The sequence below is a fragment of the Kitasatospora sp. NPDC050463 genome, from assembly GCF_040655255.1.
GTDB lineage: Bacteria > Actinomycetota > Actinomycetes > Streptomycetales > Streptomycetaceae > Kitasatospora.
Map to the genome: position 1 here is coordinate 57,508 of NZ_JBFAJO010000032.1, position 26,397 is coordinate 83,904.

General features: G+C 74.0%; 25 protein-coding genes and 2 pseudogenes. 13 read left to right on the top strand and 14 right to left on the bottom strand.

Going from position 1 to position 26,397, the window contains the following annotated elements; genetic code table 11:
• Nucleotides 1–66 precede the first annotated feature (66 nt).
• From AB0J08_RS21095 to AB0J08_RS21105, 3 genes are all read right to left on the bottom strand, one after another.
• Nucleotides 67–654, bottom strand: coding sequence for a lytic polysaccharide monooxygenase (locus AB0J08_RS21095; protein WP_360636138.1), 588 nt, complete (start codon nt 652–654; stop codon nt 67–69).
• Nucleotides 655–990: 336 nt separating this feature from the next.
• On the bottom strand, nt 991–1,584 hold the full coding sequence (locus AB0J08_RS21100; protein ID WP_360636141.1) for a histone deacetylase: 594 nt from the start codon (nt 1,582–1,584) through the stop codon (nt 991–993).
• 155 nt (nt 1,585–1,739) lie between these two features.
• On the bottom strand, nt 1,740–1,967 hold the full coding sequence (locus AB0J08_RS21105; RefSeq protein ID WP_360636144.1) for an amphi-Trp domain-containing protein: 228 nt from the start codon (nt 1,965–1,967) through the stop codon (nt 1,740–1,742).
• 188 nt (nt 1,968–2,155) lie between these two features.
• On the opposite strand from AB0J08_RS21105, the gene AB0J08_RS21110 reads away from it, so the two are divergent.
• Complete coding sequence (locus AB0J08_RS21110) at nt 2,156–2,515, top strand: S8 family serine peptidase (protein ID WP_360636147.1); 360 nt, start codon at nt 2,156–2,158, stop codon at nt 2,513–2,515.
• A gap of 396 nt (nt 2,516–2,911) precedes the next feature.
• Here the strand turns inward: AB0J08_RS21110 and AB0J08_RS21115 are convergent, their stop codons facing one another.
• From AB0J08_RS21115 to AB0J08_RS21125, 3 genes are all read right to left on the bottom strand, one after another.
• Nucleotides 2,912–3,565, bottom strand: coding sequence for a cutinase family protein (locus AB0J08_RS21115; protein WP_360636151.1), 654 nt, complete (start codon nt 3,563–3,565; stop codon nt 2,912–2,914).
• A gap of 395 nt (nt 3,566–3,960) precedes the next feature.
• Entirely contained in the window at nt 3,961–4,809 is an 849-nt protein-coding gene (locus AB0J08_RS21120; protein ID WP_360636154.1) for an MBL fold metallo-hydrolase, read from the bottom strand.
• A 21-nt stretch (nt 4,810–4,830) separates the two neighbouring features.
• Nucleotides 4,831–7,719 (bottom strand): BTAD domain-containing putative transcriptional regulator, encoded by a 2,889-nt coding sequence (locus tag AB0J08_RS21125; RefSeq protein WP_360636157.1) that lies wholly within the window; start codon nt 7,717–7,719, stop codon nt 4,831–4,833.
• Nucleotides 7,720–7,948: 229 nt separating this feature from the next.
• Between AB0J08_RS21125 and AB0J08_RS21130 the strand changes: the two genes are divergently transcribed.
• From AB0J08_RS21130 to AB0J08_RS21140, 3 genes are all read left to right on the top strand, one after another.
• Entirely contained in the window at nt 7,949–8,677 is a 729-nt protein-coding gene (locus tag AB0J08_RS21130; RefSeq protein ID WP_360636160.1) for an SDR family oxidoreductase, read from the top strand.
• A gap of 89 nt (nt 8,678–8,766) precedes the next feature.
• On the top strand, nt 8,767–9,078 hold the full coding sequence (locus AB0J08_RS21135; protein ID WP_360636163.1) for an NIPSNAP family protein: 312 nt from the start codon (nt 8,767–8,769) through the stop codon (nt 9,076–9,078).
• A 269-nt stretch (nt 9,079–9,347) separates the two neighbouring features.
• Nucleotides 9,348–9,506 carry a hypothetical protein gene (locus AB0J08_RS21140; RefSeq protein WP_360636166.1) on the top strand — a complete coding sequence of 53 codons (159 nt, stop codon included), beginning with the start codon at nt 9,348–9,350 and terminating at the stop codon, nt 9,504–9,506.
• A 296-nt stretch (nt 9,507–9,802) separates the two neighbouring features.
• On the opposite strand, the gene AB0J08_RS21145 is transcribed toward AB0J08_RS21140, so the two are convergent.
• Complete coding sequence (locus AB0J08_RS21145; RefSeq protein ID WP_360636169.1) at nt 9,803–11,533, bottom strand: amidohydrolase family protein; 1,731 nt, start codon at nt 11,531–11,533, stop codon at nt 9,803–9,805.
• 202 nt (nt 11,534–11,735) lie between these two features.
• Here AB0J08_RS21145 and AB0J08_RS21150 point away from each other — a divergent pair, with 202 nt between their 5' ends.
• Nucleotides 11,736–12,758 carry a right-handed parallel beta-helix repeat-containing protein gene (locus AB0J08_RS21150; RefSeq protein ID WP_360636172.1) on the top strand — a complete coding sequence of 341 codons (1,023 nt, stop codon included), beginning with the start codon at nt 11,736–11,738 and terminating at the stop codon, nt 12,756–12,758.
• Between the two features lie 547 nt (nt 12,759–13,305).
• A pseudogene (locus tag AB0J08_RS21155) lies at nt 13,306–13,533 on the top strand (helix-turn-helix domain-containing protein); the annotation flags it as partial.
• A gap of 27 nt (nt 13,534–13,560) precedes the next feature.
• On the opposite strand, the gene AB0J08_RS21160 reads toward AB0J08_RS21155, so the two are convergent.
• A complete protein-coding gene (locus AB0J08_RS21160) occupies nt 13,561–14,214 on the bottom strand; it encodes a methyltransferase domain-containing protein (RefSeq protein WP_360636175.1) in 654 nt (217 codons plus the stop codon).
• A gap of 118 nt (nt 14,215–14,332) precedes the next feature.
• Here AB0J08_RS21160 and AB0J08_RS21165 point away from each other — a divergent pair, with 118 nt between their 5' ends.
• On the top strand, nt 14,333–15,046 hold the full coding sequence (locus AB0J08_RS21165; RefSeq protein WP_360636178.1) for a ribonuclease H: 714 nt from the start codon (nt 14,333–14,335) through the stop codon (nt 15,044–15,046).
• Between the two features lie 159 nt (nt 15,047–15,205).
• Here AB0J08_RS21165 and AB0J08_RS21170 read toward each other — a convergent pair whose 3' ends face one another.
• Nucleotides 15,206–15,829: a DedA family protein gene (locus AB0J08_RS21170; protein ID WP_360636276.1), complete on the bottom strand. Its 624-nt coding sequence runs from the start codon at nt 15,827–15,829 to the stop codon at nt 15,206–15,208.
• A 295-nt stretch (nt 15,830–16,124) separates the two neighbouring features.
• On the opposite strand from AB0J08_RS21170, the gene AB0J08_RS21175 reads away from it, so the two are divergent.
• Nucleotides 16,125–17,504, top strand: a complete 1,380-nt coding sequence (locus AB0J08_RS21175; protein ID WP_360636181.1) for a histidine-type phosphatase — start codon at nt 16,125–16,127, stop codon at nt 17,502–17,504.
• Between the two features lie 260 nt (nt 17,505–17,764).
• Complete coding sequence (locus AB0J08_RS21180) at nt 17,765–18,667, top strand: hypothetical protein (protein WP_360636184.1); 903 nt, start codon at nt 17,765–17,767, stop codon at nt 18,665–18,667.
• Between the two features lie 249 nt (nt 18,668–18,916).
• Here AB0J08_RS21180 and AB0J08_RS21185 read toward each other — a convergent pair whose 3' ends face one another.
• Entirely contained in the window at nt 18,917–19,360 is a 444-nt protein-coding gene (locus tag AB0J08_RS21185) for a MarR family transcriptional regulator (RefSeq protein WP_360636187.1), read from the bottom strand.
• A gap of 130 nt (nt 19,361–19,490) precedes the next feature.
• On the opposite strand from AB0J08_RS21185, the gene AB0J08_RS21190 reads away from it, so the two are divergent.
• Complete coding sequence (locus tag AB0J08_RS21190; protein ID WP_360636190.1) at nt 19,491–20,378, top strand: MBL fold metallo-hydrolase; 888 nt, start codon at nt 19,491–19,493, stop codon at nt 20,376–20,378.
• Between the two features lie 143 nt (nt 20,379–20,521).
• A complete protein-coding gene (locus AB0J08_RS21195; protein ID WP_360636193.1) occupies nt 20,522–20,773 on the top strand; it encodes a DUF5302 domain-containing protein in 252 nt (83 codons plus the stop codon).
• Between the two features lie 232 nt (nt 20,774–21,005).
• On the opposite strand, the gene AB0J08_RS21200 is transcribed toward AB0J08_RS21195, so the two are convergent.
• The 4 genes and pseudogenes from AB0J08_RS21200 to AB0J08_RS21215 form a co-directional block, all read right to left on the bottom strand.
• On the bottom strand, nt 21,006–22,208 hold the full coding sequence (locus AB0J08_RS21200) for a GDSL-type esterase/lipase family protein (protein WP_360636196.1): 1,203 nt from the start codon (nt 22,206–22,208) through the stop codon (nt 21,006–21,008).
• A gap of 121 nt (nt 22,209–22,329) precedes the next feature.
• Nucleotides 22,330–22,899 carry a WHG domain-containing protein gene (locus AB0J08_RS21205; protein WP_360636199.1) on the bottom strand — a complete coding sequence of 190 codons (570 nt, stop codon included), beginning with the start codon at nt 22,897–22,899 and terminating at the stop codon, nt 22,330–22,332.
• A gap of 133 nt (nt 22,900–23,032) precedes the next feature.
• A complete protein-coding gene (locus AB0J08_RS21210; RefSeq protein ID WP_360636202.1) occupies nt 23,033–23,473 on the bottom strand; it encodes a nucleoside deaminase in 441 nt (146 codons plus the stop codon).
• Nucleotides 23,470–24,332 (bottom strand): annotated as a pseudogene (locus tag AB0J08_RS21215) (LLM class flavin-dependent oxidoreductase). The gene AB0J08_RS21210 and the pseudogene AB0J08_RS21215 overlap by 4 nt, the downstream one beginning before the upstream one ends.
• 94 nt (nt 24,333–24,426) lie before the next feature.
• Between AB0J08_RS21215 and AB0J08_RS21220 the strand changes: the two are divergent.
• Complete coding sequence (locus AB0J08_RS21220) at nt 24,427–24,897, top strand: Lrp/AsnC family transcriptional regulator (RefSeq protein ID WP_360636205.1); 471 nt, start codon at nt 24,427–24,429, stop codon at nt 24,895–24,897.
• Nucleotides 24,898–25,163: 266 nt separating this feature from the next.
• Nucleotides 25,164–26,354: a family 16 glycosylhydrolase gene (locus AB0J08_RS21225; RefSeq protein WP_360636279.1), complete on the top strand. Its 1,191-nt coding sequence runs from the start codon at nt 25,164–25,166 to the stop codon at nt 26,352–26,354.
• Nucleotides 26,355–26,397 lie beyond the last annotated feature (43 nt).

The following is a 26,397-nucleotide window of genomic DNA, read 5'->3' on the forward strand; positions in this document are numbered from 1 at the left end:
ACCGGGGTCTCGGACGGGTGTGCAGGGCAGGGGGCCGACGGGCGTCGGCGCGGCACTGACGTCAGATCAGAACTTCACGTCAGTGCAGGAGTAGAAGGAGTTGGCGGTGTCGGCGATCTCCCAGACCGCCAGGACGACGTGGTGGCCCGTGCGGCCGGTGGGCAGGGTGCCGGTGTGGGTGGTCGTGGCGGCGGGTTGGCGGCCGTTGTAGTTGACGGTGAGGAACGGGGTCAGGTCCAGGTTGGCCCGGGTGATCTTCTGGGTCGCGTCGTAACCGGGCTTGGTGAGGTAGTACTTGAACGTGGTCGTGGCGTGCCTGGCCTCGATGTTCCAAGTGAAGGTGAGCTGCTGACCCGCCGTCACACCGGTGGTCGGCCAGTTGCCGTTGCGCGGGGCGTCCAGCGGAGCCCAGCGCGCGTCGGCGCCGGCGCAGATGGTGCCGTCGGCAGGTCCGCGGGTGGGGAAGCCCTTCGGCCCTTCGACGCTCTGCGGCTCCCACTGGATGTCGCCGCAGTTGGTGACGACGCCCGCGCCGCAGAGTGCGGCCCGGCTGGGCGGCAGGTTGATGAAGCCGTGCGACTGCGCCGGCAGGGCCAGCGTGAACGGCAGCGCGATCGCGGCCGCGGCCGCGATCGCGAGATGACGTTTGCGCATGGTGCTCCTCCGTGGGGGTGGATGGAGTGTGCGCCCGACGCAGGGCGCGCGCGTGGGGGTGCGGCGGCCGTGGATCTCTTGGCATGCCTGCGCCAGGTCGGTGTGGTCCCACCGTAGGAGCCGCGGCCCCGAAGCGTCAATGGTCTGAACCATTTGCAGTTCGTTGAACACCCTTTCCCCGCAAGGGCGTTCACCATTCCTGTGCCCGCCGGGAGGGCGGCCGGCCCGCGCGACCGCAGCGGGTCGTGCACGCGGGGGTGACGGTCCGCGCGGGCGGTCCCGGTCCCGGTCCCGGTCGCGGCGCGCGGCGGGGTTCCGCCACCGGAGTAGAGCGCCTCAGCCGCCGCCGGCCATGTCCTCCAGGGCCCACAGCAGGGTGGCCGGGCTCCACCGTGCGGCCGCGCCCGGGCGGGTACTGAGGTAGTCGGCGGCCCGCCAGAGGCTCCAGCCGTGCGCCTGGACGAGACCGGCGGCGATGGTGCGCAGATAGGCGGCGCGTGGTGTCGCCAGGTCCGCATCGGCAAGAGCGTCGGGCGCGGTGAACGTCAGGACCGGGATGCCGTCGAGGAAGCCCGGGCACACCAGCGTCTCGTACCGGCCCGGCCCCAGCCGGTCCCGGCCGACGCCGAGGGCGCGGGCCAGCAGGAGCTCGGATCCCGGCTCCCGATGCATCTCCTGCGCGGCGATGTCGCCGAACTGCCCGGTGGTGAGCAGATGGGCGCGCGCGGGCACCTCGCCCACCCCGGCCGGGTCGTAGAAGGCCATCCCGCCGCCCCAGACCGCCGACTCCAGGGCGAAGTACAGCAGCCCGGGCAGCACCACCGGCTCGGCCCGCTCGGGTGGCCGCGCGTCCCGGCAGCCGGAGTGGGTCCGGGAACCACCCGGCGCCCGTCCGCCGCGGAGGTAGCAGGCCAGCCGCTCGGTGCACATGTTCGAGCCGTACGCGGCGTACCAGACGCGTTCGGGAGCGTCGACGGCCGTGGCTGTCAGGGGGCGGGGCCTGGCGGCGCGGCCCATTGTCGGCCGGTCGGCGGTCGGTCGAGGAGCCGACCCGACCGGAGTCGCAGCGGTGGCGTCGGATCGGCCTACGCGGTCCGCCACTTGAATTCGACCTCCAGCTCGATCTCTCCGTCCCCGACCTCGACCTCGATCTCGGTACGGAGGTCGTCGGGAATGCGCAGGGTCAGCGTCCCGGGGCCCAGGTCCAACTCGGCGTTGCCGCCGTGCCTCAGTGCTTCCGCGAGCGCGGTGAGCCGGTCGGCGGCTTCCAGACGTGACAGCGAGGCCTTCTGCTCGAACTTGAGGTCGCTCATGGGTGCCTCCAGCCGGGGGAACGGCAGATATGTCCCAGTGTGACCCCGTCGCCCGCAGCGGGCACCCCACCGCCGGGACGGCGTGGCCGGAGGCCGGGCTCCGGTGCCGGATCGCTGCCGAACGGTCTACGGTGGTGGTGTGGAACGGATGTGTCGGGAGTAAGTCCGGTACGCACCATGGACCTCCGATGACCGACTGTCGCGGCGACCCCCGAGCGGGTGGGCCGGTCCGGGCGATCACCCCGCCGGAGCTGCCCGCCCCGTTGGAGCTGGTGGCGCTCACCGCCCTGATGGCCCGCACGACAGGACGGCCGGAGTTAGTCGTCAGCCTGGCCACCGGCCACGGGCAGGCCCCGCTCGGCGGCACCAGTGTGGCGGCGCCGCTCGTCACCGGGGCCGTCGCCCTGCTCTGGTCACTGTTCCCCGCCGCCGGCGTCGCCGAGATGCGGTGGGCCGTCTCCGACGCCGCCCTGCGGCGCAGGGCGGTGGGGCCGCCCGTCCTGGACGCGGCGGGCGCACATCGGCGCCTGGCCCCAATCCCCCGGTGACGGCCCCCCGCCGCGCCGCGGGGGCCGGGCGGGGGTCGAGGAGGACGTCCTCCTCGACCCCGGCGCGCGAGTGGGCGGCCCGGCCGGTCACACCCCGGCGGGGTCGGGTTGCGGCGGCGGCGCCGGATCGGGGTCCGGGAACGGCGGCACGGGCGGCGGCACGGGGTCGGGTTCCTCGCCGGGGCGCGGCCGGGGAGCCGGGTGCGGGAACGGTTCGGTGTCCGGGTTCGGGGGTGTGGGTCTGGTCATCATGGCCACCTCCCTCCCTCGTCGCGGGTACCCGGTTGTCGGGCGCCGAACCGGAGGAGAACGGGAAGGCGGGGAGGACGCGGAGCAGCCGCCGGTCCGGGGGAGCGTACCGGCGTGAGCGGACCGGCCGCCGGCGGGTGGCGGGTGCTACGCGGGATACCAGGCCCCGTTGTACCAGACCTCGTTGGCGCTGTCGTTGTGGTGGTCCATGTCGAAGTCGTTGGGGTAGTTGTTGACGTGGTTCTGCGGGTACGTCCAGATGCCGGCGGACTCGTCGCAGACGTAGTCCCAGTGACAGATCGTCTTGACCGGCACGTTGCCGAAGAACTTGTCGGCGCCCGCGAGCGGAGCACCGATGACGCCGCCGAACGGCACTGCGCCGCCGTTGGCGCCGGGAGGGCCCTGGCGCTTGGGGTCCGAGACGAGGACGGCGTTGACGTTGTCGAAGGTCTGCCAGTTCTCGGTGACCCAGGTGTGCACCACTGCGGCGCCCAGGGAGTACCCGCCGATCTTGACGTGCTGGCCCGGACACGCGTTGCGCTGGTCGCGCACCAGCCGGTTCAGCTCGTTGACGCCCGCCCGGGCGCTGGTGCCGTTGGGGATCTGGGTCGGGTAGCCGACGTGCTGCTGGATGTTGCCGGTGAAGTTGTCGTTGTTCCACGAACTGCCGGTGCCGCCGACGACGATCGTGTAGGTCCCCTCGCACGAAGCCGCCGCTTGCGCGGAGGACTCCAGCGTGACGGAAAGTCCGGCAGTCAGCAGAAGTCCGGCCAACGCGGCCGTGGTCCTTTTGGCCCGCATGGAATTCTCCTCAGCTAGGTGGTGGTCGATGCTGGATTCCCACGCGTGCCCGATGCTTCGTCAGCCCCCTTCAGCGGGGCCGACACGGGCTCTGCGCACGATCTGACGTGACTGTTCGGCAACAACCTATTCTTCGGCGCCGGAGCGGCGACAGCCGTAGGGCGTCGGTGGGTGGGGCGGACGAGATCACACCCGGGAGTGCGACACCTGCCAGTGCGCCCCACGGGCGCCGTCCGCCGTTCAGGATCGAGCGTGCTTGACGCCGGCGGCCGTGACGACGGCCCGAGCGCCGCAAGCGAACCGGCTGATCGGCTGGCCGACCGGCTGCTCGGACCTGCTCAGAGCTGCTCGGACCAGCTCGGACCAGCTCAGACCTGCTCGGACCGGCTCGGGGCTCAGCTCCGGCGCGCCCCGGTTCGAGGCGCCGGGCGCGGGTCGAGGTCGGCCGGATCGTGGGCGCAGATCAGCCGTACCTCGTCGTGGTGCGCGCGACGCAGTTCGCGCAGTCGCTCCCGGTTGTGCAGGCGGGCGCCGTTGTCGACCGCCATCATGCGCTGGAAGGCTGTCAGCGCGGGCGGTCGGCGGGGCGAGGCGGGGTCGACGTCGGTGTGCGAGAAGTAGGCGTCGCCGCAGTGCAGCAGCCAGCGGTCCGCCTCGCGGACGGCGACACCGCAGTGACCCCGGGTGTGTCCCGGCAGCGGGACCAGGAGGACGTCGGAGGTCTCGCGCGGCAGTATCGGGATCGCGCGGAAGCCGTACCAGTCCTCGGTGGCGGCGTCCTGCGGGTGCTCCACCCAGCGCGGACCGTGGGCCCACTGGACGGGGCGGTAGCGGTCGCGTTCCCCGCGGGTCGCCAGGGCCTCGGCGGCCCGGAGCTCGTCGGCGAGGACGTGCACCCGGGCGTGCGGGAAGTCACCGATTCCGCCGGCGTGGTCGGGGTCGAGGTGGGTGAGGACGATGTGGCGGACGTCGCGCGGATCGTGGCCGAGGGCGCGGATCCGGTGCACTGCGGTGGCCGCCGGGTCGAGCCGGGGCCGGACCGTCCACAGGAGCGACCGCCCGAGCCGGCGGGGGTCCGCGACGTCACCGGTCCCGAATCCGGTGTCGACCAGGATGAGTGCGTCCGCGCTCTCCACCAGCAGGCAGTGGGCTGTCAGCCGTGCGACCAGCGGTCCGCCGCTGCCCAGCAGCAGCTGGCCTCCGAAGGGGCACATGGTGGCGCAGTTCAGGTGATGGGCGGTCATGTCGCCTCCGGTGAGCTGGTGTCAAGCGATCCGCATGTCGCCGCCGGTACGGGAGCCGGGTTCGGCGGTGGCCGTGCTCGGCGTCGTCCGGTGGCCCGCGGTCCTGGCTAGTTGTCCGTCCAGTTCCTCGGCCAGCCGGACGTCTCCGTGCGCGGTGTACAGTTCGCCCGCGGTCCGACGGTGGTCGCGAGCCTCCTCGGTCCGTCCCGTCCCCGCCAGGAAGTCGGCGAAGTGACGCCGCGCCAGCGCGTGGAGCCGCACGTTGCCGCTCGACCCGCACAGGTGCAGGGCCTCCCGCCAGACCCGTTCGGCCGCTTCCGGTTCTCCCAGCGCCTGTCGGGCGAGAGCCTCACTGACCATCGCCCACAGGTGGGCGTTGGCCGTCGGGCGGTCGGACAGCAGGGTGCGCGTCTCGCGGGCGTGCTCCAGCGCCGCCACCGGCTCGCCCAGCACCACCTTGATCGCCGCCGCGTTGCTGAGCACTGTGGCGGCGTGCTCGCGCAGCCCGCTCGCGCGGATGAGGGCGAGGGCGGTCCGCGCGATCCGGTCCGCCTCGACCGGGTCGCCGGACAGGGCGGCCATCGAGGAGCGCACGGAGAGGGCGTGGATGTGCAGTTCGCCGTCGTCCGGCGTGGTCCGGGCGACGGCCCGTCCGGCGAGCGGCAACGCCTCGGCGACGCGTCCGCCGGAGCCGAGCGCGCAGGCCGTCGCCGCCTCCATGGCGGCCAGTCCTTCCCGGCCGCCGTCCAGCCGGGCGGCCCGCAGCCCGATCCGCAGGCAGTCGAGCCGGTCGGCGACGCGCCCGGCACCGTAGTAGAGGATCGACGCGGACCGGGCCAGGCGCCACGCGCGTTCGTACTCGCCGCGATCGGTCGCGGCCGCCACCAGCGCGCGGAGCACCGGCTCCTCGGCGTGGCACCAGGCGAGCGTCGACCGGACGTCGCCGAGCCGCGGCAGCGCGCGCGGCCCGGGCCCCGGCGGCCGGAACGGCTCGTGGTACGGGTTCACCCGCCGCACTGCCAGGCCGGTGGCCACGAGCTCGTAGTCGACCAGGCGCTGGAACGCCTCCCGCTGCCGTTGCGGGGAGAGCCGGTCGAACAGCTCGGTGCCGTAGAGCCGGACGAGATCGTGCCGGCCGAAGCGGCCGGGCGTCTGCTCCGACAGGAGGTGGTACGCGGCGAGCGAGCCGAGCGCGTGCCGGGCCCCCTCCGCGTCCGTGTCCAGCAGCGCGGCGGCCGCGTGCGGGTCGGCCGTGCTCCCCGGGTGAACGGTCAGCAGTGCGAGTAGACGTCTCGCGCTGTCAGGGAGTTGATGATGCGTCAGGGTGAGCGCCGCCCGGACGCTGACCGCCCCGCCCTGGGTGCCGAGGGCGGCCAGCCGGGTGCTCTCGTCGGTCAGCTCGTCCACCAGGTCGGCGACCCGCCAGCCCGGGCGCGCGGCGAGCCGGGCGGCCACGATCCGCAGGGCCAGCGGGAGCCGGTCGCAGAGATCGATCAGCCGCCCGGCCGGCTCCGGCTCCGCCGCCACGCGCTCGGCGGTGAGCAGGCGCTCCAACAGGCGGTGCGCGTCGGCGGACGGCAGGGCGGCGAGCCGGAGCAGCGCGGCGCCGTCGGTCACCACCAGGTCCTCCAGGCTGTTCCGGCTGGTGATCACCGTGACGCAGCCGGGGCCGGACGGCAGCAGGTCGGCCACGTCGGCGGCAGCTCGCGCGTTGTCCAGCACGACGAGCAGCCGGCGCCCGTAGGTGTGGTCGCGGAACAGGGCCGCCCGCGCGGCCCGGTCCTCCGGGATCGCCTGCTCGGGAAGGCCGAGCGCCCGCAGGAAGCGTCCCAGGGCCTGGGCCGGGTCGCCCGGACCGGCGGGATCGAATCCGCGCAGGTCCGTGAAGAGTACGCCGTCCGGGAAGGCCGCCGCTGCGCGGTGGGCCCAGCGCAGCACCGTCGCGGTCTTGCCCACCCCGGCGGGGCCGGCCACCACGGTCAGGCCGTCCCCGGTCCGGTCCGGTCCGCACTGCTGGTCCAGCCAGCGGCTCTCCGCCGTGCGGCCGACGAACCCCCGGGGCGGCCCGGGCAGGTCACCGACGGCCGCCGACAGCGCGACGGCGGTCCCGCCGGGTGCGGCCGCGGCGCTGCCCGCTGCCGGTGCCGCTGCCTGCGCGGTTGCGGGGGCGTCGAGGCCGTCCGCGCGGACCGCCAGGACCTCGGCCAGGGCCTGCTGCAACGCGGGCCCCGGCATGACGCCGAGCTCCTCGTCCAGCCGGGCCCGGGCCCGGTGGTAGACGCGCAGCGCGTCCGGCCCGCGGCCGCTCTGGTGCAGACAACGCATCAGCAGGGCCACGGTCGGCTCGCGCAGCTCGTCCGCGCGGACACGCTGCTCCAGCGCGGGGACGGCCGTGTGGCCGCGTCCGAGCCGCAGCTGCCGCTGGGCCCACCCGGTCAGCGCCTCGGTCCGGCTCTCGTCCAGCCGGTCGGCCAGGGCGGCGCACAAGGGGGTGGCCGGGAGATCGGTCAGGGCCGCGCCGCGCCAGAGCCCGAGCGCCTGCTGGAGCAGTTCGGCGGCGGTGGCGTCGTCGGCCGTCCCGGCGGCCCGCGCGGCCAGGGCCCCGGCGGCGAGCGCGTCGACCGCCTCGGGATCGCCGTCGAGCCGGTAGCCGGGCGCGCGGGTGGCCAGCGTGAACCCCGAACCGGCCAGTACCTTGCGCAGCGCCGCGACATGTCCCTGCAGCGCCGCCTTCGCCTGGGCCGGCGGCTTGTCGCCCCACAGCAGCTCGAAGAAACGCTCGACCGCCACCGTCCGGCCCAGCTCCAGCGCGAGTAGCGCGAGCACCCCCCGCTGCTTCGCACCGCTGACCGCGGCGGCCTCGCCGTCCGTGAGCCGCAGCTCGACCGGCCCGAGCAGCCGTATCCCCATCGTCCCCGTCCCGCCTGCTGCCTGTGCTGCCGCCTCCGTGCAGGTTCGGCGCCATCCTACCGGTGGGTAGCATCCCGGCGGCACCCGTCGTCCGTCGGGGGAGGGCCACCCGACCGCCACCGTCCACCCCCCCCGGCACCCACCCGGCGGTCGAGGGGGAGCACGCCGGCGCCTCGGGCTGCGCGGCTACGCTCGCGGTGATCAACCAAGCGCAGAAGGAGGTGTGCGCGTGGATCTCACCGGGCGCACGGTGGTGGTGACCGGGGCCGGGCGCGGGTTCGGGCGGGCGTTGGCCTTGACGGCAGGTCGGCTGGGTGCGCGGGTGTTCCTGTCCGCGCGTTCGCTGGACGCAGCCGAGCGAGTGGCCGACGAGATGGCGGTCGACAGCGGTGTGAGAGCCGACGCGTTCGCCTGCGATCTGGCCGACCCGGCCTCCGTGCGGGCCTTCGCCGACGGAGTCACCGCCCACACCGACCGGGTGGACGTGCTGGTCAACAACGGCGCCCGCTACCTGCAGGGCAGCGATCTGCTGGACGCCGACGACGACGCGATCACCGACACCATCGCCTCCGGGGCCACGGGCACCCTGCTGACGGTGAAACACTTCCTGCCGCTGCTGCGCGCGTCCATGGGCGCGGACGTGGTCAATCTGGTCTCCTCGGCCGCGGAAGCCCGGGACCACCGCTCCGCGGCACACCCCGCGTTCTACGCCGCCAAAGCCGCCCAGGCGGGCTTCGCCGACATCCTCTCCCACCGGCTCCGCCCCGAGGGCATTCGCGTCATCTCGCTCTACCCGCCGGACTTCACCGACGGGGACCCGCTCCACTCCACCTGGGATCACGCTCCCCGGACGGAGGGCGACCCGCTGACCGCCCGGTCCGTGCTCGACTGCGTCCTGTTCGCGATCGGTCAGCCACGAGACTGCTTCATCCGCTCCTTCCACTTCGAGCAGCTGTAGGGGCCACCCGGAGTCGACAGCACCGAGGCGGCTGATCGCCTCGGGGCCCGGCCGTTGCTCCAGGACGGCGGGCCCGCTTTCATGTGGGCATGATCACCATTCATCTGAAGTACGAGATCGACGCCGACAAGCTTGCGGACTTCGAGGAGTACGGCCGCCGCTGGGTCGGGCTCGTCAACCGGTTCGGCGGCACTCACCACGGCTACTTCCTGCCGAGCGAGGGCGACAGCGACATCGCCTACGCCCTCTTCTCCTTTCCCAGCTTCGCCGCGTACGAGCAGTACCGCACGGACAGCATGACCGACCCGGAGTGCCAGGAGGCCTTCGAACTGGCTCGTACCACCCGCTGCATCAAGCGGTACGAGCGTCGCTTCCTGCGACCGCTCGACCTCATGCCGTAGTACCGCGACGGTGTGTGCGGCGCCGGTCATCGGTCCTCGGGCCGGTGCCTCGTCCCTTGCGGTGGCCGGTGAGGCCGGGGGCTGGACCGGGGCTGGACCGGGGCTGGACCGGGGGCGGGGGCGAGGCGCACCGCGAGCCCCGGCCGCCGCTCCACGGCCGGATCCGTACCCCCCGCGACCGCCCCGGCGGGCGGTCGCAGCGGGCCGGCCCGGCCGATCCGGGTGGGGGAATGCGCCGCGAGGGCGTCGGGGCTGGCACACTGGCGATCATGACCGCCGATTTGCGCCCCCTGTGGCAGCCCTTCTCCGAGCCCTCCGCCACCGTCCCCGTCCAGACCGAGCGCCACCACCTGCAGCCCGTCGAGCGGGCCCCGTTCCTGGAGCCCGCCGGGGTGGCCGACCACGAGGAGCAGCTGCCGGAGGGCTGAGACCGCCCCCCGCCCGGCTGCCGGCGGCTCCGTCGCCGCCATTCGCCCCACCCGCCGCCGCTCGACTCGGCGGCGGCTCACACGCCGGGCCGCCCCCGTGCGGCACCCGGTCGACGATCGTTCCGGGCGGCCGCAGCCGATGCGCTGCCCCCGCCCGTCGCACCCGCCTGCCCGCCGGCAGGGTCGCCCGTCCCGAGGCGGACGCTGCCGCGTCCTCGTCGGACGGGCCTCCGGCGACGGCTGCCGCGACGGCTGCCGCGCCCTTGCCGCCCGGCGCAGGCCCTCCCGGCAGGCCTTCAGCAGCCGCACCCCCACTGGGGCTCGCCGGGACGGGCGGGAAGGGCCGTGCCACCGGCCTTCCGGTCGGGCAGCGGGTGGACGGTGTCGCCGGCCTTGATGGTCTCGACGACGGTGATGTCCTTGATCTCCTCGGCCTCGACGGCCAGCGGGCTGGCACTGAGGATCACCAGGTCGGCGAGCTTGCCGACCTCGATGGTGCCCTTGCGGTCCTCCTCGAAGTACTGGCGGGCGGCGTTGACGGTGATCGAGCGGACGGCGTCCAGGGCGTCGACGCACTGCTCGGGGCCGACGACCACGCCGTCGGTACGGGTGCGCCGGGTGACCTGGCTGGCGAGGATCGCGATCGAGTTGGGCAGTGCCACCGGGGCGTCGTGGTGGGAGGTGTAGGCGAGGCCCTGGTCCAGCGCCCAGCGGGCCGGTGAGATGGTCGCGGCCCGCTCCTCCCCGAGGACGGTCCGGCGGTACCAGTCACCCCAGTAGTAGGTGTGCATGGAGAAGAAGGACGGGATGACGCCCAGCCGGGCGAAGTCCTCGACCTGGTCCGCTCGGGCGGTCTGCGCGTGGATCGCCACCGTCCGCCGGTCGCCGGGGCCGGCCACCTCGGCGGCGCCCTCGACGGCCTTGAGGAACTGGTCGATCGCGGCGTCCCCGTTGACGTGCGCCAGGACCTGCCAGCCCTTGGCGTACGCGGCTGCGACCTGCTTCAGGACGGTACCGTCGTCCTCGATGGCGGGGTAGCCGCAGTAGCCCTCGGGCTTGCCGGGCGGCGGCGTCAGGTACGGGGTGGTGAGCCAGGCGGTGCGGCCCTGCGGCGAACCGTCCAGGACCAGCTTCACCCCGGCCGCGCGCACGCCGTTGACGTACTCCGGGCTCGCCCCGACCGGGTCCTCCTCCGGAGCGTCCGCGAGCTGGTCGGCCTTGACGTAGGCGACCACGTCGATCCTGAACGGCACGGCGGCGGCCGTGTCCCGTAGGGCCTTGAGGTTGACGAGGCTGGTCCCGCCCTCCTGCACGGTGGTGAAGCCGAACCGTGCCGCCGACTCCGCGCCCTTGATGAACAGCGCCAGCAGGGCGGCTTCGGGCAGGCCGGCCATCGCCTGGTCCGCGGCCGGGTTGAACGCCTTCTCCTCCAGCACCCCGTCGGGCTCGCCGTACGAGGGCGGCACGGCCAGCTCCCGGCGGCGGATGACCCCACCCTCGGGATCAGGGGTGTCGGCGCCGTACTTGAGCCGCTTCAGTCCCAGGCTGTTCACCGCGCCCAGGTGGAAGGACTGGTGGATCGCCAGCACCGGCCGGGTGGTGGAGACCTCGTCCAACTCGTCACGGGTGGGGTGTACGCCCTCGGCGAGCATGGCGTCGTCGTAGCCGAACCCGATGATCCAGTCGGAGTCCCCGCCGACCGGGCTCTCGGCCCAGGCTCGCAGCTTGTCCTGGAGCGAGGCGATGTCGGTGACGTCCCCGTCGGGCGCGGCCAGCAGGTTCGCGATGGTCGCCTGCAGCCCGATCCCGCCGAGGTGCCCGTGCGCGTCGACGAAGCCCGGCAGCAGCGCCCGCCCCGCCAGGTCGCGCAACCGCGTCTGCGGCCCCTTCCAGCGGTCGACCGCTTCGTCGAGACCGCCGACGAAGACGATGAGCCCGTCCTTGACCGCGACGGCCTCCGGCGCCGGCCCGTCGGCGACGGTCACGATGGCGCCGCCGTGGAAGATGAGGTCGGCCTGCTCGGCCATGCTGCTGCCCCTTGAATCGGATGCGGGTGGTGGCGGAGCAACTACCCCCCGTGACCGTTCGTCAACCATCCGTCGGACCAAGGTCGTCCGGCCCGTTTCGTCAGGCCGTCGGGTGCGGGCCATTGACGATCCGCAGTGGTCCAGTCCACATTGAACGTGCACATGTCCCTGACCCGCTCTCACCCCCACGGAGCGACCCGTCATGACGTACCTTTCCGCCCGCCGGCCGGCCCGCACCCCGGCACTGGCCGCCGCGCTCGGCCTCGGCGCCGTCGCGCTCACCCTGCTGCCCGCCCCGGCCGGCGCCGCCCCGGTGGCCGGCGCGAGCGGCAGTGCCGCCGGTGGCGTGGTCGAGGTCGCCACCGCCAAGGAGCTCCAGGCCGCACTGACCGCCGCCGCTCCCGGCCGCACGATCCGGCTCGCCGACGGCACCTACAAGGGCAACTTCAAGGCCACGACGCCCGGCACCGCCGCCGCCCGGATCACCCTGACCGGTTCGCCGAAGGCCGTGCTGACCACGACCACCGGCGGCGGCAACGGACTCCACCTGAACGGCGCGGCGTACTGGACGGTGCGGGGCGTCACCGTGACCGGCGCCCAGAAGGGCATCATGGTGGACGCCGCCGACCACGTCGAGATCGACGGGGTGACGGTCCATCACGTCACCATGGAGGGCGTGCACTTCCGCAACTCCAGCAGCTACGGCGTGCTGCGCAACTCCACCGTCCGCGACACCGGCACCGCCCACGACGGCAAGGGCGAGGGGGTGTACGTGGGGACGGCCAACACGCTCACCGACCACAGCGACCACGTCCGGATCCTGAACAACGTGATCGGCCCCGGCATCGGCGGGGAGAACATCGATCTCAAGGAGGGCACCACCGGGGGCCTGATCTCCGGCAACACCTTCGACGGCAACGGGCTGACCGACGTCAACTACGACGACTCCTGGGTCGACGTGAAGGGCAACGACTACGTCGTGGAGAACAACTCGGGCGTGCGGACGCGCAACGACGGCTTCCAGACCCACTCCCAGGCGGCCGGCTGGGGCTGCGGCACGGTCTTCCGCAACAACCGCTCCGACCTGACCGGGGCCACCGGCCCGACCCGGTACGCGATCGACGTCACCGCCTACGCGCCGGGGTCCTGCCCGACCACCGTCACCGCCGACAACACCGTCACCGGCGGCCGGGGCGTCGTCAACCCGGGCATTCCGGTCGGCTGACCGGTCGGCCCCGCGGTGGCCGGCGGGCCGTCCCGGTTCGGTGGGCCCTCCCCTTCGGTGGGCCGGCCCCTTCGGTGGGCCCTCCCCTTCGGCGGGTCGGCCCCGGCTCTGGCACGATCGCGGCATGGAGGACGGGGAACGACCGACGGCGTACTTCGCCGTCCGGGACGGCTACGCGGTTTACCGGGGTCCGTCGGCGGACGGCGGCCTGCACGCCCACGCCGCCTTCCAGGTCGCCCTCGCGCCGTCCGGCGAAGTGACCATGGTCGACGCCGACGGTGGACGCCACCGTGCCGCGGCGCTGGTGGTGGCGCCGATGGTGCGCCACCGCATGGCGACGACGGGAGACGTGCTCACCTTCTTCGTCGAGCCGCAGAGCGCCTTCGCCGACCGGTTGCGCGAACGCTGTGGCCCCGGCATCACCGCCACCCCCGAGTTGAACGGCCTGGGCGAGGAGGACCTCCGTACCACGGGCGCGCGCCCGTCCGGGAGCGTGGACGCGCGCCTACGGCTGGCGATGAACCGACTGGTCAGGCACCCGATCCCGATGCCGGCCCTCGCCGCCGGGGTCGGACTCTCGCCCCAGCGCCTCCGCGCCCTGGCCCAGCGGCAGTTGGGCATGCCGCTGACCCGCTGGCGGATCTGGCAGCGGCTGGCCCGCGCGGCGCAGGCCCTGGGCGAGGGCCGGTCGCCGGCCGAGGCGGCGGTCGCGGGCGGCTTCGCCGACCAGGCGCACTTCAGCCGGCAGCTGCGCGAGATGACCGGACTCACCCCGGCGGCCGTGCGGCCCCTGCTACGCGCCTCAGCCGCGGCGCGCGGTGTAGACGGAGACGGACCCGCTGATGGTGGGGACGACCTCGGCCTCGCGCACCTCGCGGAACCCGGCCTCGCGGATCAGCTCGGGCAGCACGCCGTCGGCCTGGGGCTGGGTGTCCTCCCGGCCGTCCGCCAGCTGGACGGTGCGAAACGCCAGGCGCATCAGTGCGGTGCGCTGACGTCCGTAGTCGGCGATGACCAGCCGGCCGCCCGGGCGCAGCACCGCGGACATCGACGCGAGGACGGCCCGCTTGGTGGCGAGCGGGCACTGGTGGAGCACCAGGCTGGAGACGACGGTGCTCGCCGAGCCGGTGCCCAGGAGCTGCGGCAGGGCGTCGCCCATGCCGAGCTCCCACTGCGGGGCGGCGTCGCCGGGCACGCTCTTGCGGCGGGCCCGGGCCAGCATGTCGGGGTCGGGGTCGACGCCGACGATGCGGGCCCGCGGTTCGATCCGCTGCAGGAGCAGGGCGAGTGAGCCGGTGCCGCAGCCGACGTCCACGATCACGTCCTCGGGGCGCGGTGCGGCGTGCATGGCGGTCAGGGCGCGCCACAGGCGTTCGCGCATCAGGGCGATCACCGGGTCGTAGAAGCGCGTCGGGGCGAGGCGGCCCAGTGCGGGCGTGAAGGCTCGTTCGGTCATGCGGGCCAGTGTCGAGCGCCCGGTGCCGCCGGGTCTTGAACGAATCGCTCGTCCCGGCTGCGCCGCCCTCCCCACCCGGTATGTGCGCGGACCTGCGGGGCCCTGGCATGATCGCTGCATGGCAGAACGCATCATCGGCGCTTGTGACGGCGCCTCCAAGGGCAACCCCGGCCCGGCCGCCTGGGCCTGGGTCATCGCCGACGCCGACGGCCGGCCGGGGCGCTGGGAGGCGGGGCCGCTCGGCCGCGCGACCAACAACGTCGCCGAACTGACCGCGCTGAAGGAGTTGTTGGGAGCGGTCGAGCCCGGCGCGCCGCTGGAGGTCCGGATGGACTCCCAGTACGCGATGAAGGCGGTCACCCAGTGGCTGCCCGGCTGGCGCAGGAAGGGCTGGAAGACCGCCGCCGGGACGCCGGTCGCGAACAAGGACCTGATCGTGGCGATCGACGCGCTGCTGGCCGGGCGGGCCGTCGAGTTCGTCCACGTCGCCGCCCACCAGGTCGACGGCGACCCGCTGAACGCCGTCGCCGACCGGGCGGCGAGCGACGCGGCGGTGGCCCAGCAGCCCGCGGGCGGCACCTCCTTCGACGCGGTCGTGCCCGCTCCCCGCACCGACGCGGCGCCGTCGACCCGTACCCGCCAGGCCGGTTCCCGCGACGGCTCCCAGGCCGCCGGGAGGACCGGCGCGCGGGCGGGCGCCAAGGCCGGCGGCGGCCGCACCAAGGCCAAGTTCCCCGGCTCCTGCCGCTGCGGCCGCTCCTACGCCGTCGGCGACCCGATCGCCAAGAACCCGGACGGCTGGGGACACCCCGACTGCGCCCAGGCGGCGTAGCGGACCGAAGAAGGGCCCCACCGGGAGCGGTGGGGCCCGACCGGTCCCCGGAGTGAGGGCCGATCGCGCGGTGGACTGGGCCGGGGCCGGTCCGAAGGTGGCCGAGGAGGTCGTCCGGACGGCCGGAGTCGTACCGGCGGAGCCGCAGCGGCGGGGCCGTCAGTGCCGGTCCGGCCCCTTGCGGCGGCGCAGCAGCAGCGGCAGGACCGACAGCACCACGACGCCGCCCACCAGCAACCACAGGTAGTGCTCGATCCCCGGCACGGCGGCGCCCAGCCAGTACCCCATCAGCACCAGGCTCTGCGACCAGAGCACGCCACCGACGATCTGCCAGACGGTGAACGTACGGGTGGGCACGTCCAGCATGCCCGCCAACGGGCTGAGCACCGTCCGGACCAGCGGCACGAAGCGGCCCAGGACGATCGCCTTCCGGTAGCCGTAGCGGCGCAGCAGTTCCTCCCCCCGGGCCGCCGCCGACTTCAGGCGGCCGCTGCGGGTGCGGGCCAGCACCGGCCGCCCCCCGTGCCGGCCGAGCAGGAAGCCCACCTGGGCCCCGGCCACCGACCCCACCGCGGCGCACACCATCACCTGCCAGAGCGACAGGTGGGGCCCGGTGTGACTACCGGCGGCGCAGAGCACCCCGGCGGGCAGCAGCAGGGTGTCACCGGGGAGGAAGAAGCCCACCACCAGCAGCCCCGACTCGGCGAAGACCACCACCAGGACGGCCAGCGCGCCGAAGGCGGCGAGCAGGGAGTCCCCGCTCGTCGGGTCGACGGCCAGCAGCAGCCCGTTCACCCGGGCCCGGCCGCAGCCGTCCGACGGTTCGGGTCTCGCCCCGGGGGAGAACTGGACACTTGTGAACCGTACTCGCGCGGCCGCCGCATCCGCCACAGCATGCGGCGCACGGCCGGGCGGGGAGCCCTCGCGCACCCCGCCCGGTGCGGCCCGCCGCCCTTCCGGGCAGGGGCGAGTTGCCGGCCTGTGCACCGGGCTGACATTCGCAGGATGCCCGGTGGCCACCCTGATCGAGTGGGATCGGCCCGGCTCTCCCGACCCCGAGCGACTCCCTGGACTCCCCATGCGACGCACGTTCACCCCCGCCCTGGCACTGGCCGCCTCCGCGCTGCTGGCCGTGGCGGCCGCCGTTCCCGCCCAGGCGCACGACGGCCAGGTCCTCGCCACACCGGCGGGCGCCACCACCAAGGCGCCCTACCGCCCGCTGCAGAGCGTCCGGAGCCTGCAGCAGGCACCGGCCGGCTACACGGCGGTCTTCACCCAGACCGTCTCCCGGCACGGCGCCCGCGCGCTCAGTGACAGCGAGGACGGCGACCTCCTGCTGAAGCTCTGGCAGCAGGCCGCCGACGAGGGCGCGCTGACCAGGCAGGGCAGGAGCTTCGGCCCCGACGTGCGGGCGCTGCTCGACGCCAACGCGAAGGTGGGCTACGGAGCCCTGACCGGTCAGGGCCGGCGCGCGCTGCGGGAGACGGCCGAGCGGATGGAGCAGCGGCTGCCCGGCCTCTTCCACCGGATCGCCGCCGGTGCCGAGGACCCGGCGGGCCCGGACCGGATCGACGTGGTCAGCTCGGGCCAGCCGCGGGCGGTCGACTCGGGGACGGAGTTCGTCAAGGGCCTGCTGGACGGGGACCCGTCGCTGGCGAAGGCCGTCGACCCGGCCAGGACCGACACCGACCTGCTCTACTTCCACAAGTCCGCCGTGAACAAGGACTACACGGACTACGTCAAGAAGGACCCGCGGCTGGCCGCCGCCCTGGCCGCGGTGCGGGACCAGCCGTGCAGCCACGAGGCGGCCCGGCACGTCCTGGAGCGGATCTTCACCGCGCAGTTCGTCGCCCGTCTCGCGGCCGGCGCCTACCCCTTCGCGGGGAACGAGGTGGACGTGGCGCAGGCCGTCTTCGCCCTGTACAGCGTCACCGCCGACCTCACGGACGAGGGCTACTGGCACCTGGGCCGCTACATCGGCTCGGACGAGGCCGCCTGGTTCGGCTACCTCGACAACGCCGAGGAGTTCTACACCAAGGGCCCGGGCTTCTCCGGCCGGGACATCACCTACAAGATGGCCGGGGTGCTCCTCGACGACCTGTTCCGCAAGGTCGAGGACAGGCGCGCGGGAACGGGCGGCCCGGGCGCCGAACTGCGCTTCACCCACGCCGAGGAGATCATCCCGCTCGCCGCGCTGATGCGACTGCCCGGCAGTACGGCGCAGGCCACCGAGGCGTCCCCCTACACGTACGCGAGCAACGCCTGGCGCGGTGCGACGGTGGCCCCGATGGGGGCGAACATCCAGTGGGACCTGTACCGCAAGGGCGACCGGTACCTGGTCCGGATGCTCTACAACGAGAAGCAGACCGCGTTCCGGTCGGGCTGCGTGCCCGTCTCGAAGGGCAGCTACTTCTACGACGTCGACGAGCTGGAGCGCTGCTTCGGCCGGACGTCCTAGCGGCCCGGCGGCCGGGGCGGTACGGCCGTCGTGGAACGGCCCGGGCGCGTTCAGCCGGTACCGGTCGGATCGGCGACCCGGGGACGTGCTCCGGTGGTCGGAGTCCAGGGCGGACGCGGGGTCGACCTAGCGCGTCATGAGCCCGTCCTGGGAGTCCTGTTCGCGGTTCGCCCGCCCGGCCGCCCGTTCGCCCGCGAAACGGCCGGTGGCGGCCCGGTGGCGGGGGGAGGAGGATGGCCTCGCCGAGGAGGTGGGGCCGAGTGGCGGACGAACAGGGCATCCCGACGGGCGCGGTGAGCGGTGCGGCGGCCTTCGGTGACCGGCCGGCGCTGCGGCCGGAGGCGGTCGCCCGGCCGGGGGCGGGCAGCCGGCAGCCCGCGCTGAGCGTGTACGACGCCCGCACCGGCCGGAGCAGCGAGGTCCCGCCCGGGCGCCGGATGCTGCTCCGGGTCGGCGTCCGGCTGTCCTGCGCCGGTGGTCGGACCGGGGCGGGGGACCTGCGGGCGGCGCTGATCGGTGACGTCCTGCAACGGGTCGCGGAGATCGAGGGTCTCCAGGTGGTGCGGGTCCTCGTGCTGCCGGACCACGCCGTCGCGGAGCGGGGCGCCGTCTTCGAGCGCGCCGCTGCGGCGCTCGGTATCCATCCCCACGTGGCCGTCGTCGCCCTCGGCGACCTGGCGGGGGCGCTGGGTGGCCCGCCGGACGTCCAGGTCCTGGCGGCCGGTGCCGACGGGTCCGGCGCCGCAGAGGGCGTCCGGCTCGCGGTGGGCTCCGCCGGACCCGATCCGGGCGGCGATGTCGCGGTGGCCCTCGGCTCGGGCGGCGTCGACGCGGCGTCCCTGCGCCTGGCGCTGCTCGCCCGCCCGTACCGCGAGCCGGTCGGGACGGGCCCGCGCGAGCTGGACGAGGCGGCCGCCACCCTGCGGGACTGGCGCCGACAGGTCGCCGACTGGGCGTGGACGCCCTCGAAACCCGTCCCGGACGAGGTCCGACGGCAGGCTGCGGCCGCGTTCACCGGGGATCTGGACACCCCGGCCGTGCTCGCCCTGCTGCACCGCGTCCGCGCGGCGGACGGGCTCGCGGACGGCGCCCGCTTCGAGACCTTCGCGGCCCTGGACCGGGTGCTGGGTCTGGAGCTCGTGCGCGACATCGGTCGCCCCTGACTGGCCCGCCCCTGACCGGCCCGCCGCTGACCGGCCCGCCCCTGACCGGCCCGCCGGGGCCTGCCGCCGTCGCCCGGCTCGGCCTGCCGTCAGGCGTACGGGCGGATCGCCGGTGGGCCCAGGTGTGCGGCAAGCAGGACATGGAGGGGGCGGTGGACGACGGCGGTGCCGTGGCGGAGGAGGTCGAGAACGGGAGCGGCCCAGTCGTCGAACCTCGCCGGCAGACTCGATCGCACAGCGCCGACGGCTCTACCGGTGCTCCCCGAGACCGGAGACGATGGCCTGCTCCAGCAGGCCGTGCAGGAGCTGCTTCTCCTGCGGGGTGAGGCCGGACAGCGGGGAGTCCACGGCGAGGAGTTCGAGGAGGCGTTCGCGCAGTGCGCTGCCCTCGGCCGTGAGGACGAGCTGCTTGGCGCGGCGGTCGGTGGGGTGCGGGTGCCGCTCGACCAGGCTCTGCTTCTCCAGCTTGTCGACGACGAAGGTGGTGTTGGAGGGTTCGCAGCTCATGCGCTCGGCGAGCTCCCGCATGGTCATCGGCCCGCTCATCTCCCGCAGCGCCGTCGCCTGGGAGGCGGTGAGGCCCAGGGTGGCGGCGCGCTCGCGTACGTGCTCGCCGATCCGCTGGGCCAGCCCGTTCACCAGGCCGCACAGCTGTCGCTCGGCGATGGCGTGCGGCTCGGCTGACGTCGTCATGCCATCACCCTAGCAAATACGTCAAGCCAACATAATTACAGCTTGAATGATTCGAACTTGATGCATATGGTGGCGTCGTCGCCACGGGAGTGGTCGCGACGACCTGACGACGAAGCAGGGGAGAGAGTTCATGGCTGATGTGACGGTGGATCAGGTCGGGCGACTGCGCCGGCCGGCCGGAATCCGCTCGATACGGCTGGGCGACGTGAAGGTGTCGTACGTGCCGGACGGCGATGTGCGGCTGCGACCGCTGGACCTGTTGCAGGACTCCACGGACGAGGTGTGGGCCGCGCACCCGGAGTACCTGGACGCCGCCGGTCACCTCGTGGGGAGCGTCGGCGCTCTGCTGGTCGAGCACGGTGACCGGGCGCTGCTGATCGACGCGGGCTTCGGCCCGCAGGCGCACGAGGCGCCGGACGGGCCCCTCGCCACCATCCACGGCGGCGCGCTCGCGGACGGCCTGGCCGAGCTCGGTCGCAGCCCCGAGGACATCGAAGCGGTGGCCTTCACCCACCTCCACGCCGACCACCTCGGCTGGGCCTGCCTCCCCGCCCCCGGCGGTGACCGGCCGGTGTTCTCCCGTGCCGACTACCTGATCTCGGAGCCGGAGTGGGACCGGCGGGACCTCCTGGTGGAGCAGGGCATGGCCGAGCAGGTCGCGGCCCTGGCGCGGCGCGTCCGCACGGTCACGGACGGGGAGGAGGTCTTCCCCGGCGTGCGGGTGCGGATCACCCCCGGCCACACCGTCGGGCACGCCGAGTACGTCATCACCGGGGGCGGGCGGCGGCTGATCGCCTTCGGCGACGCCGTGCACTCGCCGATCCAGATCGACCACCCCGACTGGTCCTCGGGCTTCGACCACGACCTGGCGCGGACCGCCGATCGCCGCCGCCGCCGCCTCGTCGCCGAGCTGGCGGAGCCCGGCACGATCGGCTTCGGCGTCCACTTCGCCGACGTGGTGTTCGGGCACGTCCGCCAGGACGGCGACGGTCCGGCCTGGCGGCCCGTGGACGCCTGACCGGGCAGGGCCGGCCGCCGGCCGGGGGTGGTGTGCGGGCTCCGACCGGGTGCAACCGGCACCACCGGTGCGGGAGGGGTCGTCGGACGTGACAAGGTGTGTGTGAAGCCGTCAACCGGCATCACCACTCCAGGAGGTCCTGTATGAGCAGCGAATCAACGTCGTCCGAGAAGCCCGAGAACCCGCAGAACCCCGCGAGCCCGGAGGCCGACCAGGCCGCCGCGGCGCCCGCCGCGCAGGACGACGTCAAGGCCCGCTTCCTTGCCGCGCTGGAGCGCAAGCAGGGCACCAAGGCCGGTAGCTCGGCCGGTGGGCCGAACGCCGACTCGAAGATCCACGGCGCCCACGGCGCGGTCGGCGGAAAGCGCAACTTCCGTCGCAAGAGCGGCGGCTGAGCACTCCGCTGCAGAACGGGGCCGCCGGGTCCGGTGCCGACCGGGCCCCGGGGCACCCGAGCAGCGGGCGCTGCGGGGGCGGCGCGCCCTGCCGGTCGTGTGCCGGCGGCGAGTCGGAGGCCGGCCGCCGTCCGGCACGCCGGCTCCTTCCGCCGTCCGGCTCCTCCCGGGCCGGGCGGCGGTTCCTGTTGTCCGGCCCGGAGGCGGGGCGGCTTGTCGGCGGGTGCCGTCCTCACCCGGCTCCGGAGGCCGCGGACCGGGCGGCGAACGGGCGGCCGGGGGCGAAGGCCAGGGCGGCGAAGCGCTCACCGATGCGGCGGTGCGCGGCGGTGTCCGGGTGGAGCCGGTCGGGCAGGGGAAGCTCGGCGAAGTCCGCCTCCCCGTAGAGCTCGCGGCCGTCGAGGTGGTGCAGGTTCGGGTCCTCGGCGGCCCGCTGTCGCACGATGCGGGCCAGCTCGTCCCGGATGATGCGCAGGGTGAGCTTCCCGCTCGTCCGGTCCGCCGGGTCACCGGTCGCCCGGAACCTCAGCTGCCCGGTGCTGAGGGCGGCGAGGTCGGGAGCGCTGGGGCCGGGCGTGTCCTCGTGGATGGGGCACAGGATGGACGAGACGACGAGCAGCGGCGTGTCGGGATGCCCCTCGCGGACGGTGTCGAGGAACCCGTGGACGGCCGGGGTGAAGGCGCGAAGGCGCATCAGGTCGGTGTTGACGAGGTTGATGCCGATCTTCACGCTGATCAGGTCGGCGGGTGTGTCGCGCAGGGTCCGCGCGGTAAAGGGGTCGAGCAGGGCGCTGCCGCCCAGGCCCAGGTTGATCAGCTCCACGCCGCCGAGGGCCGCGGCGAGCGCCGGCCAGGTCGTGGTGGGGCTTGCGGTGTCGGAGCCGTGGCTGATCGAACTCCCGTGGTGCAGCCAGGCCTTGCGGCCCCGGTCCGGTGCGGGTTGCACGGGGGCGTCGGTGCGCAGGGCGACCAGCTCGGTGGCCTCGTTGTGCGGCAGCCAGATCTCGACGTCCTTGACGCCCTCGGGCAGCGCGGGGAAGCGGGCGGTGCCGACGGGGCCCCGGCCGACGTGCGCGGAGCCGGTGCTCATGTCGATGGTCAGGGTGTTGCCGCCGGCCACGCGGGCCTGTCCGGCCAGGAGTCCGTCGACGAGCAGGTCGTACACGCCGTCCGGACGGGGCGGGGCGCCCACGTAGACCCGCTTGGTGGGCAGGGTGTCCAGCTCGACCGCGGTGGCCCGGGTGCGGAAGGCCAGCCGCACGCCCGAGGGCTGGGCCTCGGCCATGGCCAGCTGTCCGTCGGTGTTCTGGGCACGGGCCCAGGCGGGGAGCCGGTGCGGCAGCAGGCCGTGCTCGGTCCGCTCCAGGTCCAGGGCGCCGCGCAGCAGCTCCCCGGTGACGGGCGTGGTGATCCAGGGGCGGGGGGTGGTGGGCATGTGCATCTACCTTGTGGTTCCGAGGTGACGGAGGCTCCGGACCGGGCGACGGGCCGGTCGGCCGAGGCGGGCGTGGGCGGAGGCTGGCGTGGGCCGGTCCTCCGTCGGAGACGGGGCCCGGTCAGGGCGCGGGCCAGTTCCGCAGCAGGGCGTCGAGGGCGTCCAGGACCCGGGCCCAGGACTCCTGGGAGTCGGGGGCGCTGTGACTGAAGCTCCCGGCCAGTTCCAGGCTGACGTAGCCGTGGAAGACGCTCCCCAGCAGGCGGACGGCGTGGGTCTGGTCCGGTTCCGTGAGGTCGTAGCCGCGCAGGATCGCCCGCGTCATCTCCGCGTGCCGGCCGCCGGCGCTGCCGGCCGCCGCCTCCGGGGTGAGCGGCAGCTTGGTGGCGGCGTAGCGGCCGGGGTGCTGCCGCGCGTAGTCGCGGTAGACGTCCGCCAGGGCGATCAGGGCGTCCTTGCCCGCCCGCCCGGCCAGCGCGTCGGCGCCCCGGTCGGCGAGCTCCTCCAGGGCGAGCAGCGCGATCCTGGTCTTGAGGTCCTGGGAACTCTTCACGTGCGAGTACAGGCTCGCGACCTTGACGTCGAACCGCCGGGCCAGTGCCGAGACGGTCACCTGCTCGAAGCCGACCTCGTCGGCCAGCTCCGCGCCCGCCCGGGTCAGGCGCTCGGTGGTCAGCCCCACGCGTCCCATGGCCATCCTTTCGTTCGACAGAATCGATTATGCATTTGCCTAAAGGCTTTAGGCAAATGCTCATGACCTGTAGGCGAGGGTGGGGGTGCTCCGAGGCGCTCCGGGGGAGGTCGACCGGGCGGGGGCCGGTGGGTCAGCGGTACCAGGCCTCGACCACGGGCCGCACCTCGTCGAGCAGCGCGGGGCCGTCCTGCGGTACCGGTGGGCGGCCGCTGCCCGGCCTGATGTCCAGGAGCTGTTCGTTGGACAGGGCGAACACCACCCGCCGCAGCCCCGCCTGCCGGATGACGGCCTCGCACATCCCGCACGGCTGGCAGCTGGTGTACAGGGTGGTGCCCGCCGCCGTGGCGGCGTCGAGCTCCCTGGCGGCCCACCTGGCCAGTTTCAGCTCCGGGTGCGCGGTGATGTCCCGGTCGGTGAGGGTCGTGTTGCGCTCCTCGGCCAGGACGGTGCCGTCCGGTCCCGCGAGCAGGGAGCCGAACGGCGGGTTGCCGCCCGCGTGTGCCTCGGCCGCGAGCGCGACGGCCCGGCGCAGCAGGGTGTGGTCCGGCAGGGTGTGGTCGGGTGCGGTCATGACTGTTCCGTTCCGGTACGGGGCGGGAGGAGGTGCGCGGCCACGGTGGCGAGGGCCTGCCGCGCGGTGTGCGGACGGCAGGTCTCGCGCGGGTCGCCGTGGTAGGGGTCGAGGACGACGGTCTCGGCGCCCAACTGCCGCAGCTGGTCGAGGTCGTCCAGGACCTGGTCGATCGTGCCCTCGCCGGCGAGCCGCTGCGGTCCGTCCACCGGCGCCGCGGTGAGCCGCAGGGCGATCCGCGGGGCCAGGGCGGGCGCGGGGAGCCGCTGTTCGGCCGCCGCCGCCTTCAGTCGGTCGGCGGCCTCGCGCAGCCAGGACACGGTGCAGCGCAGCGGGTGCCAGGCCTCCCCGAACCGCACGGCCCGGCGGATCCCGGCGTCGCTGTTGCCGCCGACCCACACCGGGATCCCGCGGTGTCCGTAGGCGGCGGTGTCCGCCCAGGCGGCGCGGACGTCCCGCAGGTGGCGTCGGTCAGTCGGCCGCGTTGCTCGAACGGGATCCCGAGGGCGGCGAACTCCTGCCGCGCCCACCCCACTCCCACGCCGAGGACCAGCCGGCCGTCGCTCAGCTCGTTCAGGTTGGCCGCCATCCGGGCGGTGACCAGCGGGTGCCGGTAGGGAGCGATGAGGACCGTGGTGCCGAGCCGGACCCGGGTGGTGAGTCCGGCCAGCCAGGACAAGGTGGTGAAGGGTTCGTAGAAGGGCGCGGGATAGCGTTCGGCGACGTCGGGCGTGATGGCGATGTGGTCCGAGAGCATCAGCAGGTCGAAGCCCAGATCCTCCACGGTCCGGGCCCAGCTCCGCAGGACTCCGGGGTCCGTACCGGGGCCGAAGTTGGGGACGTTGACTCCGATCTTCATACCGTCGAGCCTAGCCAGGCGGTACGGACCGTCAGAAGGGATTCCTGCCTGTTCGCAGGCCGTTCGCCCGTGGATCCGCCGGTAATCTGGCCGGATGACCGTGACTCTTGACGCGACCGACTGGGCGATCCTCGCCGAACTCCAACGGGACGGCCGGCTCGCCTTCACGGAACTGGCGCGGCGGGTGAACCTGAGCGCGTCGGCGACCACGGAGCGGGTGCGGCGGCTGGAGGCGGCCGAGGTGATCACGGGCTACCGGGCCGAGGTGGACCTGGAACGCACCGGGTACCCCGTCCTGGCGGTGATCCGGCTGAAGTACCCGGGGACGAGGCACGAGCCGCTGCGCCGGCTGCTCGGGGAGCGCCCGGAGATCCTGGAGTGCGTGCGCACCACGGGGGACGACTGCTACGTCCTCAGGGTGGCGGCCACGTCGATGGCCCACCTGGAGGAGATCGTCGACGCGCTGGCCCAGTTCGGCAGCACCACCACCAATCTCGTGCTCAGCCGGACCCAGCCGTTGCGCGGCCCGCGCGCGCACCACCGTGCGCAGGACCCCGCGCGCTGACGCACGGTCACCCGGGTGCGGGAGCCCGCATCGTCGGTGTCTGCGGTCGCCGCCTCGACGGGGGCGCCCGGGCTCGCGCAGCGGTCGCGGCCCGGGCCGGACCGCGCGCTCCGGTCAAGTGATTGACAGGGTTCCGTCATGAGAGTTCACTTCCTGAAGAAAGGTCCCGGCCGGGCACTCCCACGACCCCTCTCTCAAGGCGGTTGCGTATGCCCTCGTCTGTCCGACGACGCTCCCTGGCAACGACGTTCGGCCTCCTGCTGGCCATGGTCGCGGCCATCGGCTGGGGGCCCGCCCCGGTCTCGGCGGCCCCGGCGTCTCTTCAAGCAGTGAACTTCGAGGACAACTTCGACGGTCCCGCCGGGGCGGCCGTCGACGCCGGCCGGTGGCAGACCGAGACCGGAGACAACGTCGACAACCACGAGCGCCAGTACTACACCGCCGGCAACGCCAACGCCGCGCTGGACGGCCAGGGGCACCTGGTGATCACGGCGCGACGGGAGAACCCGGCCAACTACCGGTGCTGGTACGGCACCTGTCAGTACACCTCGGCCCGGCTGAACACCTCCGGCCGGTTCGCCCAGGCCTACGGCCACGTCGAGACCCGGATGAAGGTCCCGCGCGGCCAGGGCATGTGGCCGGCCTTCTGGATGCTGGGCAACGACATCGGCCAGGTCGGCTGGCCGAACAGCGGCGAGATCGACGTCATGGAGAACGTCGGGTTCGAACCCGGCACGGTGCACGGGACGATCCACGGTCCCGGCTACTCGGGCAGCGGCGGCATCGGCGCCGGCTACAGCCTCCCCGCCGGGCAGGCCTTCGCGGACGCCTTCCACACCTTCGCCGTCGACTGGGCACCCGACTCGATCAGCTGGTCCGTGGACGGCACGGTGTACCAGCGCCGCACCCCGGCCGACCTCGGCGGCCGGAGCTGGGCGTTCAACAAGCCGTTCTTCCTCATCCTCAACCTGGCCGTCGGCGGCTCCTGGCCCGGCGACCCCGACGCAGGCACCGTGTTCCCCCGGCAACTGGTCGTGGACTACGTCCGGGTGACCTCCGGTGCCGCGCCCACGGGTGGCACCCTGACCGGGCTGGCCGGGAAGTGCCTGGACGTGGCCGCCGCAGCCACCGCCAACGGCACCCAGGTCCAGCTCTACACCTGCAATGGGACCGCCGCGCAGCGGTGGACGGTCGGCTCGGACGGCACGGTGCGCGCGCTCGGCAAGTGCCTGGACGTCGACGCCGCCGGCACCGCCGACGGCACCAGGGTGCAGCTGTGGGACTGCAACGGCACCGGCGCCCAGCGCTGGTCGTACAACGCGGCCACCCACGACCTGGTCAACGTACCGGCGAACAAGTGCCTGGACGTCGCGGACAACAATCCGGCCGATGCCACGGCCACCCGGATCTGGACCTGCACCGGGGGCGGCAACCAGAAGTGGACGCTCAACCCCTGATGACAGCGGCGTGCCCCGGACGCCGCACGGGCATCCGGGGCAC

Bases quoted from the DNA above. Each gene is read 5' to 3' on its own strand.
- AB0J08_RS21165 (WP_360636178.1), top strand. From the start codon at position 14,333: ATGGCAGAACGCATCATCGGCGCTTGTGACGGCGCCTCCAAGGGCAAC.
- AB0J08_RS21160 (WP_360636175.1), bottom strand. From the start codon at position 14,214: ATGACCGAACGAGCCTTCACGCCCGCACTGGGCCGCCTCGCCCCGACG.
- AB0J08_RS21095 (WP_360636138.1), bottom strand. From the start codon at position 654: ATGCGCAAACGTCATCTCGCGATCGCGGCCGCGGCCGCGATCGCGCTG.
- AB0J08_RS21135 (WP_360636163.1), top strand. From the start codon at position 8,767: ATGATCACCATTCATCTGAAGTACGAGATCGACGCCGACAAGCTTGCG.
- AB0J08_RS21125 (WP_360636157.1), bottom strand. From the start codon at position 7,719: ATGGGGATACGGCTGCTCGGGCCGGTCGAGCTGCGGCTCACGGACGGC.
- AB0J08_RS21210 (WP_360636202.1), bottom strand. From the start codon at position 23,473: ATGACCGCACCCGACCACACCCTGCCGGACCACACCCTGCTGCGCCGG.
- AB0J08_RS21205 (WP_360636199.1), bottom strand. From the start codon at position 22,899: ATGGGACGCGTGGGGCTGACCACCGAGCGCCTGACCCGGGCGGGCGCG.
- AB0J08_RS21190 (WP_360636190.1), top strand. From the start codon at position 19,491: ATGGCTGATGTGACGGTGGATCAGGTCGGGCGACTGCGCCGGCCGGCC.
- AB0J08_RS21225 (WP_360636279.1), top strand. From the start codon at position 25,164: ATGGTCGCGGCCATCGGCTGGGGGCCCGCCCCGGTCTCGGCGGCCCCG.
- AB0J08_RS21220 (WP_360636205.1), top strand. From the start codon at position 24,427: ATGACCGTGACTCTTGACGCGACCGACTGGGCGATCCTCGCCGAACTC.
- AB0J08_RS21120 (WP_360636154.1), bottom strand. From the start codon at position 4,809: ATGACCGCCCATCACCTGAACTGCGCCACCATGTGCCCCTTCGGAGGC.
- AB0J08_RS21110 (WP_360636147.1), top strand. From the start codon at position 2,156: ATGACCGACTGTCGCGGCGACCCCCGAGCGGGTGGGCCGGTCCGGGCG.
- AB0J08_RS21115 (WP_360636151.1), bottom strand. From the start codon at position 3,565: ATGCGGGCCAAAAGGACCACGGCCGCGTTGGCCGGACTTCTGCTGACT.
- AB0J08_RS21145 (WP_360636169.1), bottom strand. From the start codon at position 11,533: ATGGCCGAGCAGGCCGACCTCATCTTCCACGGCGGCGCCATCGTGACC.
- AB0J08_RS21185 (WP_360636187.1), bottom strand. From the start codon at position 19,360: ATGACGACGTCAGCCGAGCCGCACGCCATCGCCGAGCGACAGCTGTGC.
- AB0J08_RS21100 (WP_360636141.1), bottom strand. From the start codon at position 1,584: ATGTGCACCGAGCGGCTGGCCTGCTACCTCCGCGGCGGACGGGCGCCG.
- AB0J08_RS21200 (WP_360636196.1), bottom strand. From the start codon at position 22,208: ATGCCCACCACCCCCCGCCCCTGGATCACCACGCCCGTCACCGGGGAG.
- AB0J08_RS21175 (WP_360636181.1), top strand. From the start codon at position 16,125: ATGCGACGCACGTTCACCCCCGCCCTGGCACTGGCCGCCTCCGCGCTG.
- AB0J08_RS21140 (WP_360636166.1), top strand. From the start codon at position 9,348: ATGACCGCCGATTTGCGCCCCCTGTGGCAGCCCTTCTCCGAGCCCTCC.
- AB0J08_RS21195 (WP_360636193.1), top strand. From the start codon at position 20,522: ATGAGCAGCGAATCAACGTCGTCCGAGAAGCCCGAGAACCCGCAGAAC.
- AB0J08_RS21150 (WP_360636172.1), top strand. From the start codon at position 11,736: ATGACGTACCTTTCCGCCCGCCGGCCGGCCCGCACCCCGGCACTGGCC.
- AB0J08_RS21105 (WP_360636144.1), bottom strand. From the start codon at position 1,967: ATGAGCGACCTCAAGTTCGAGCAGAAGGCCTCGCTGTCACGTCTGGAA.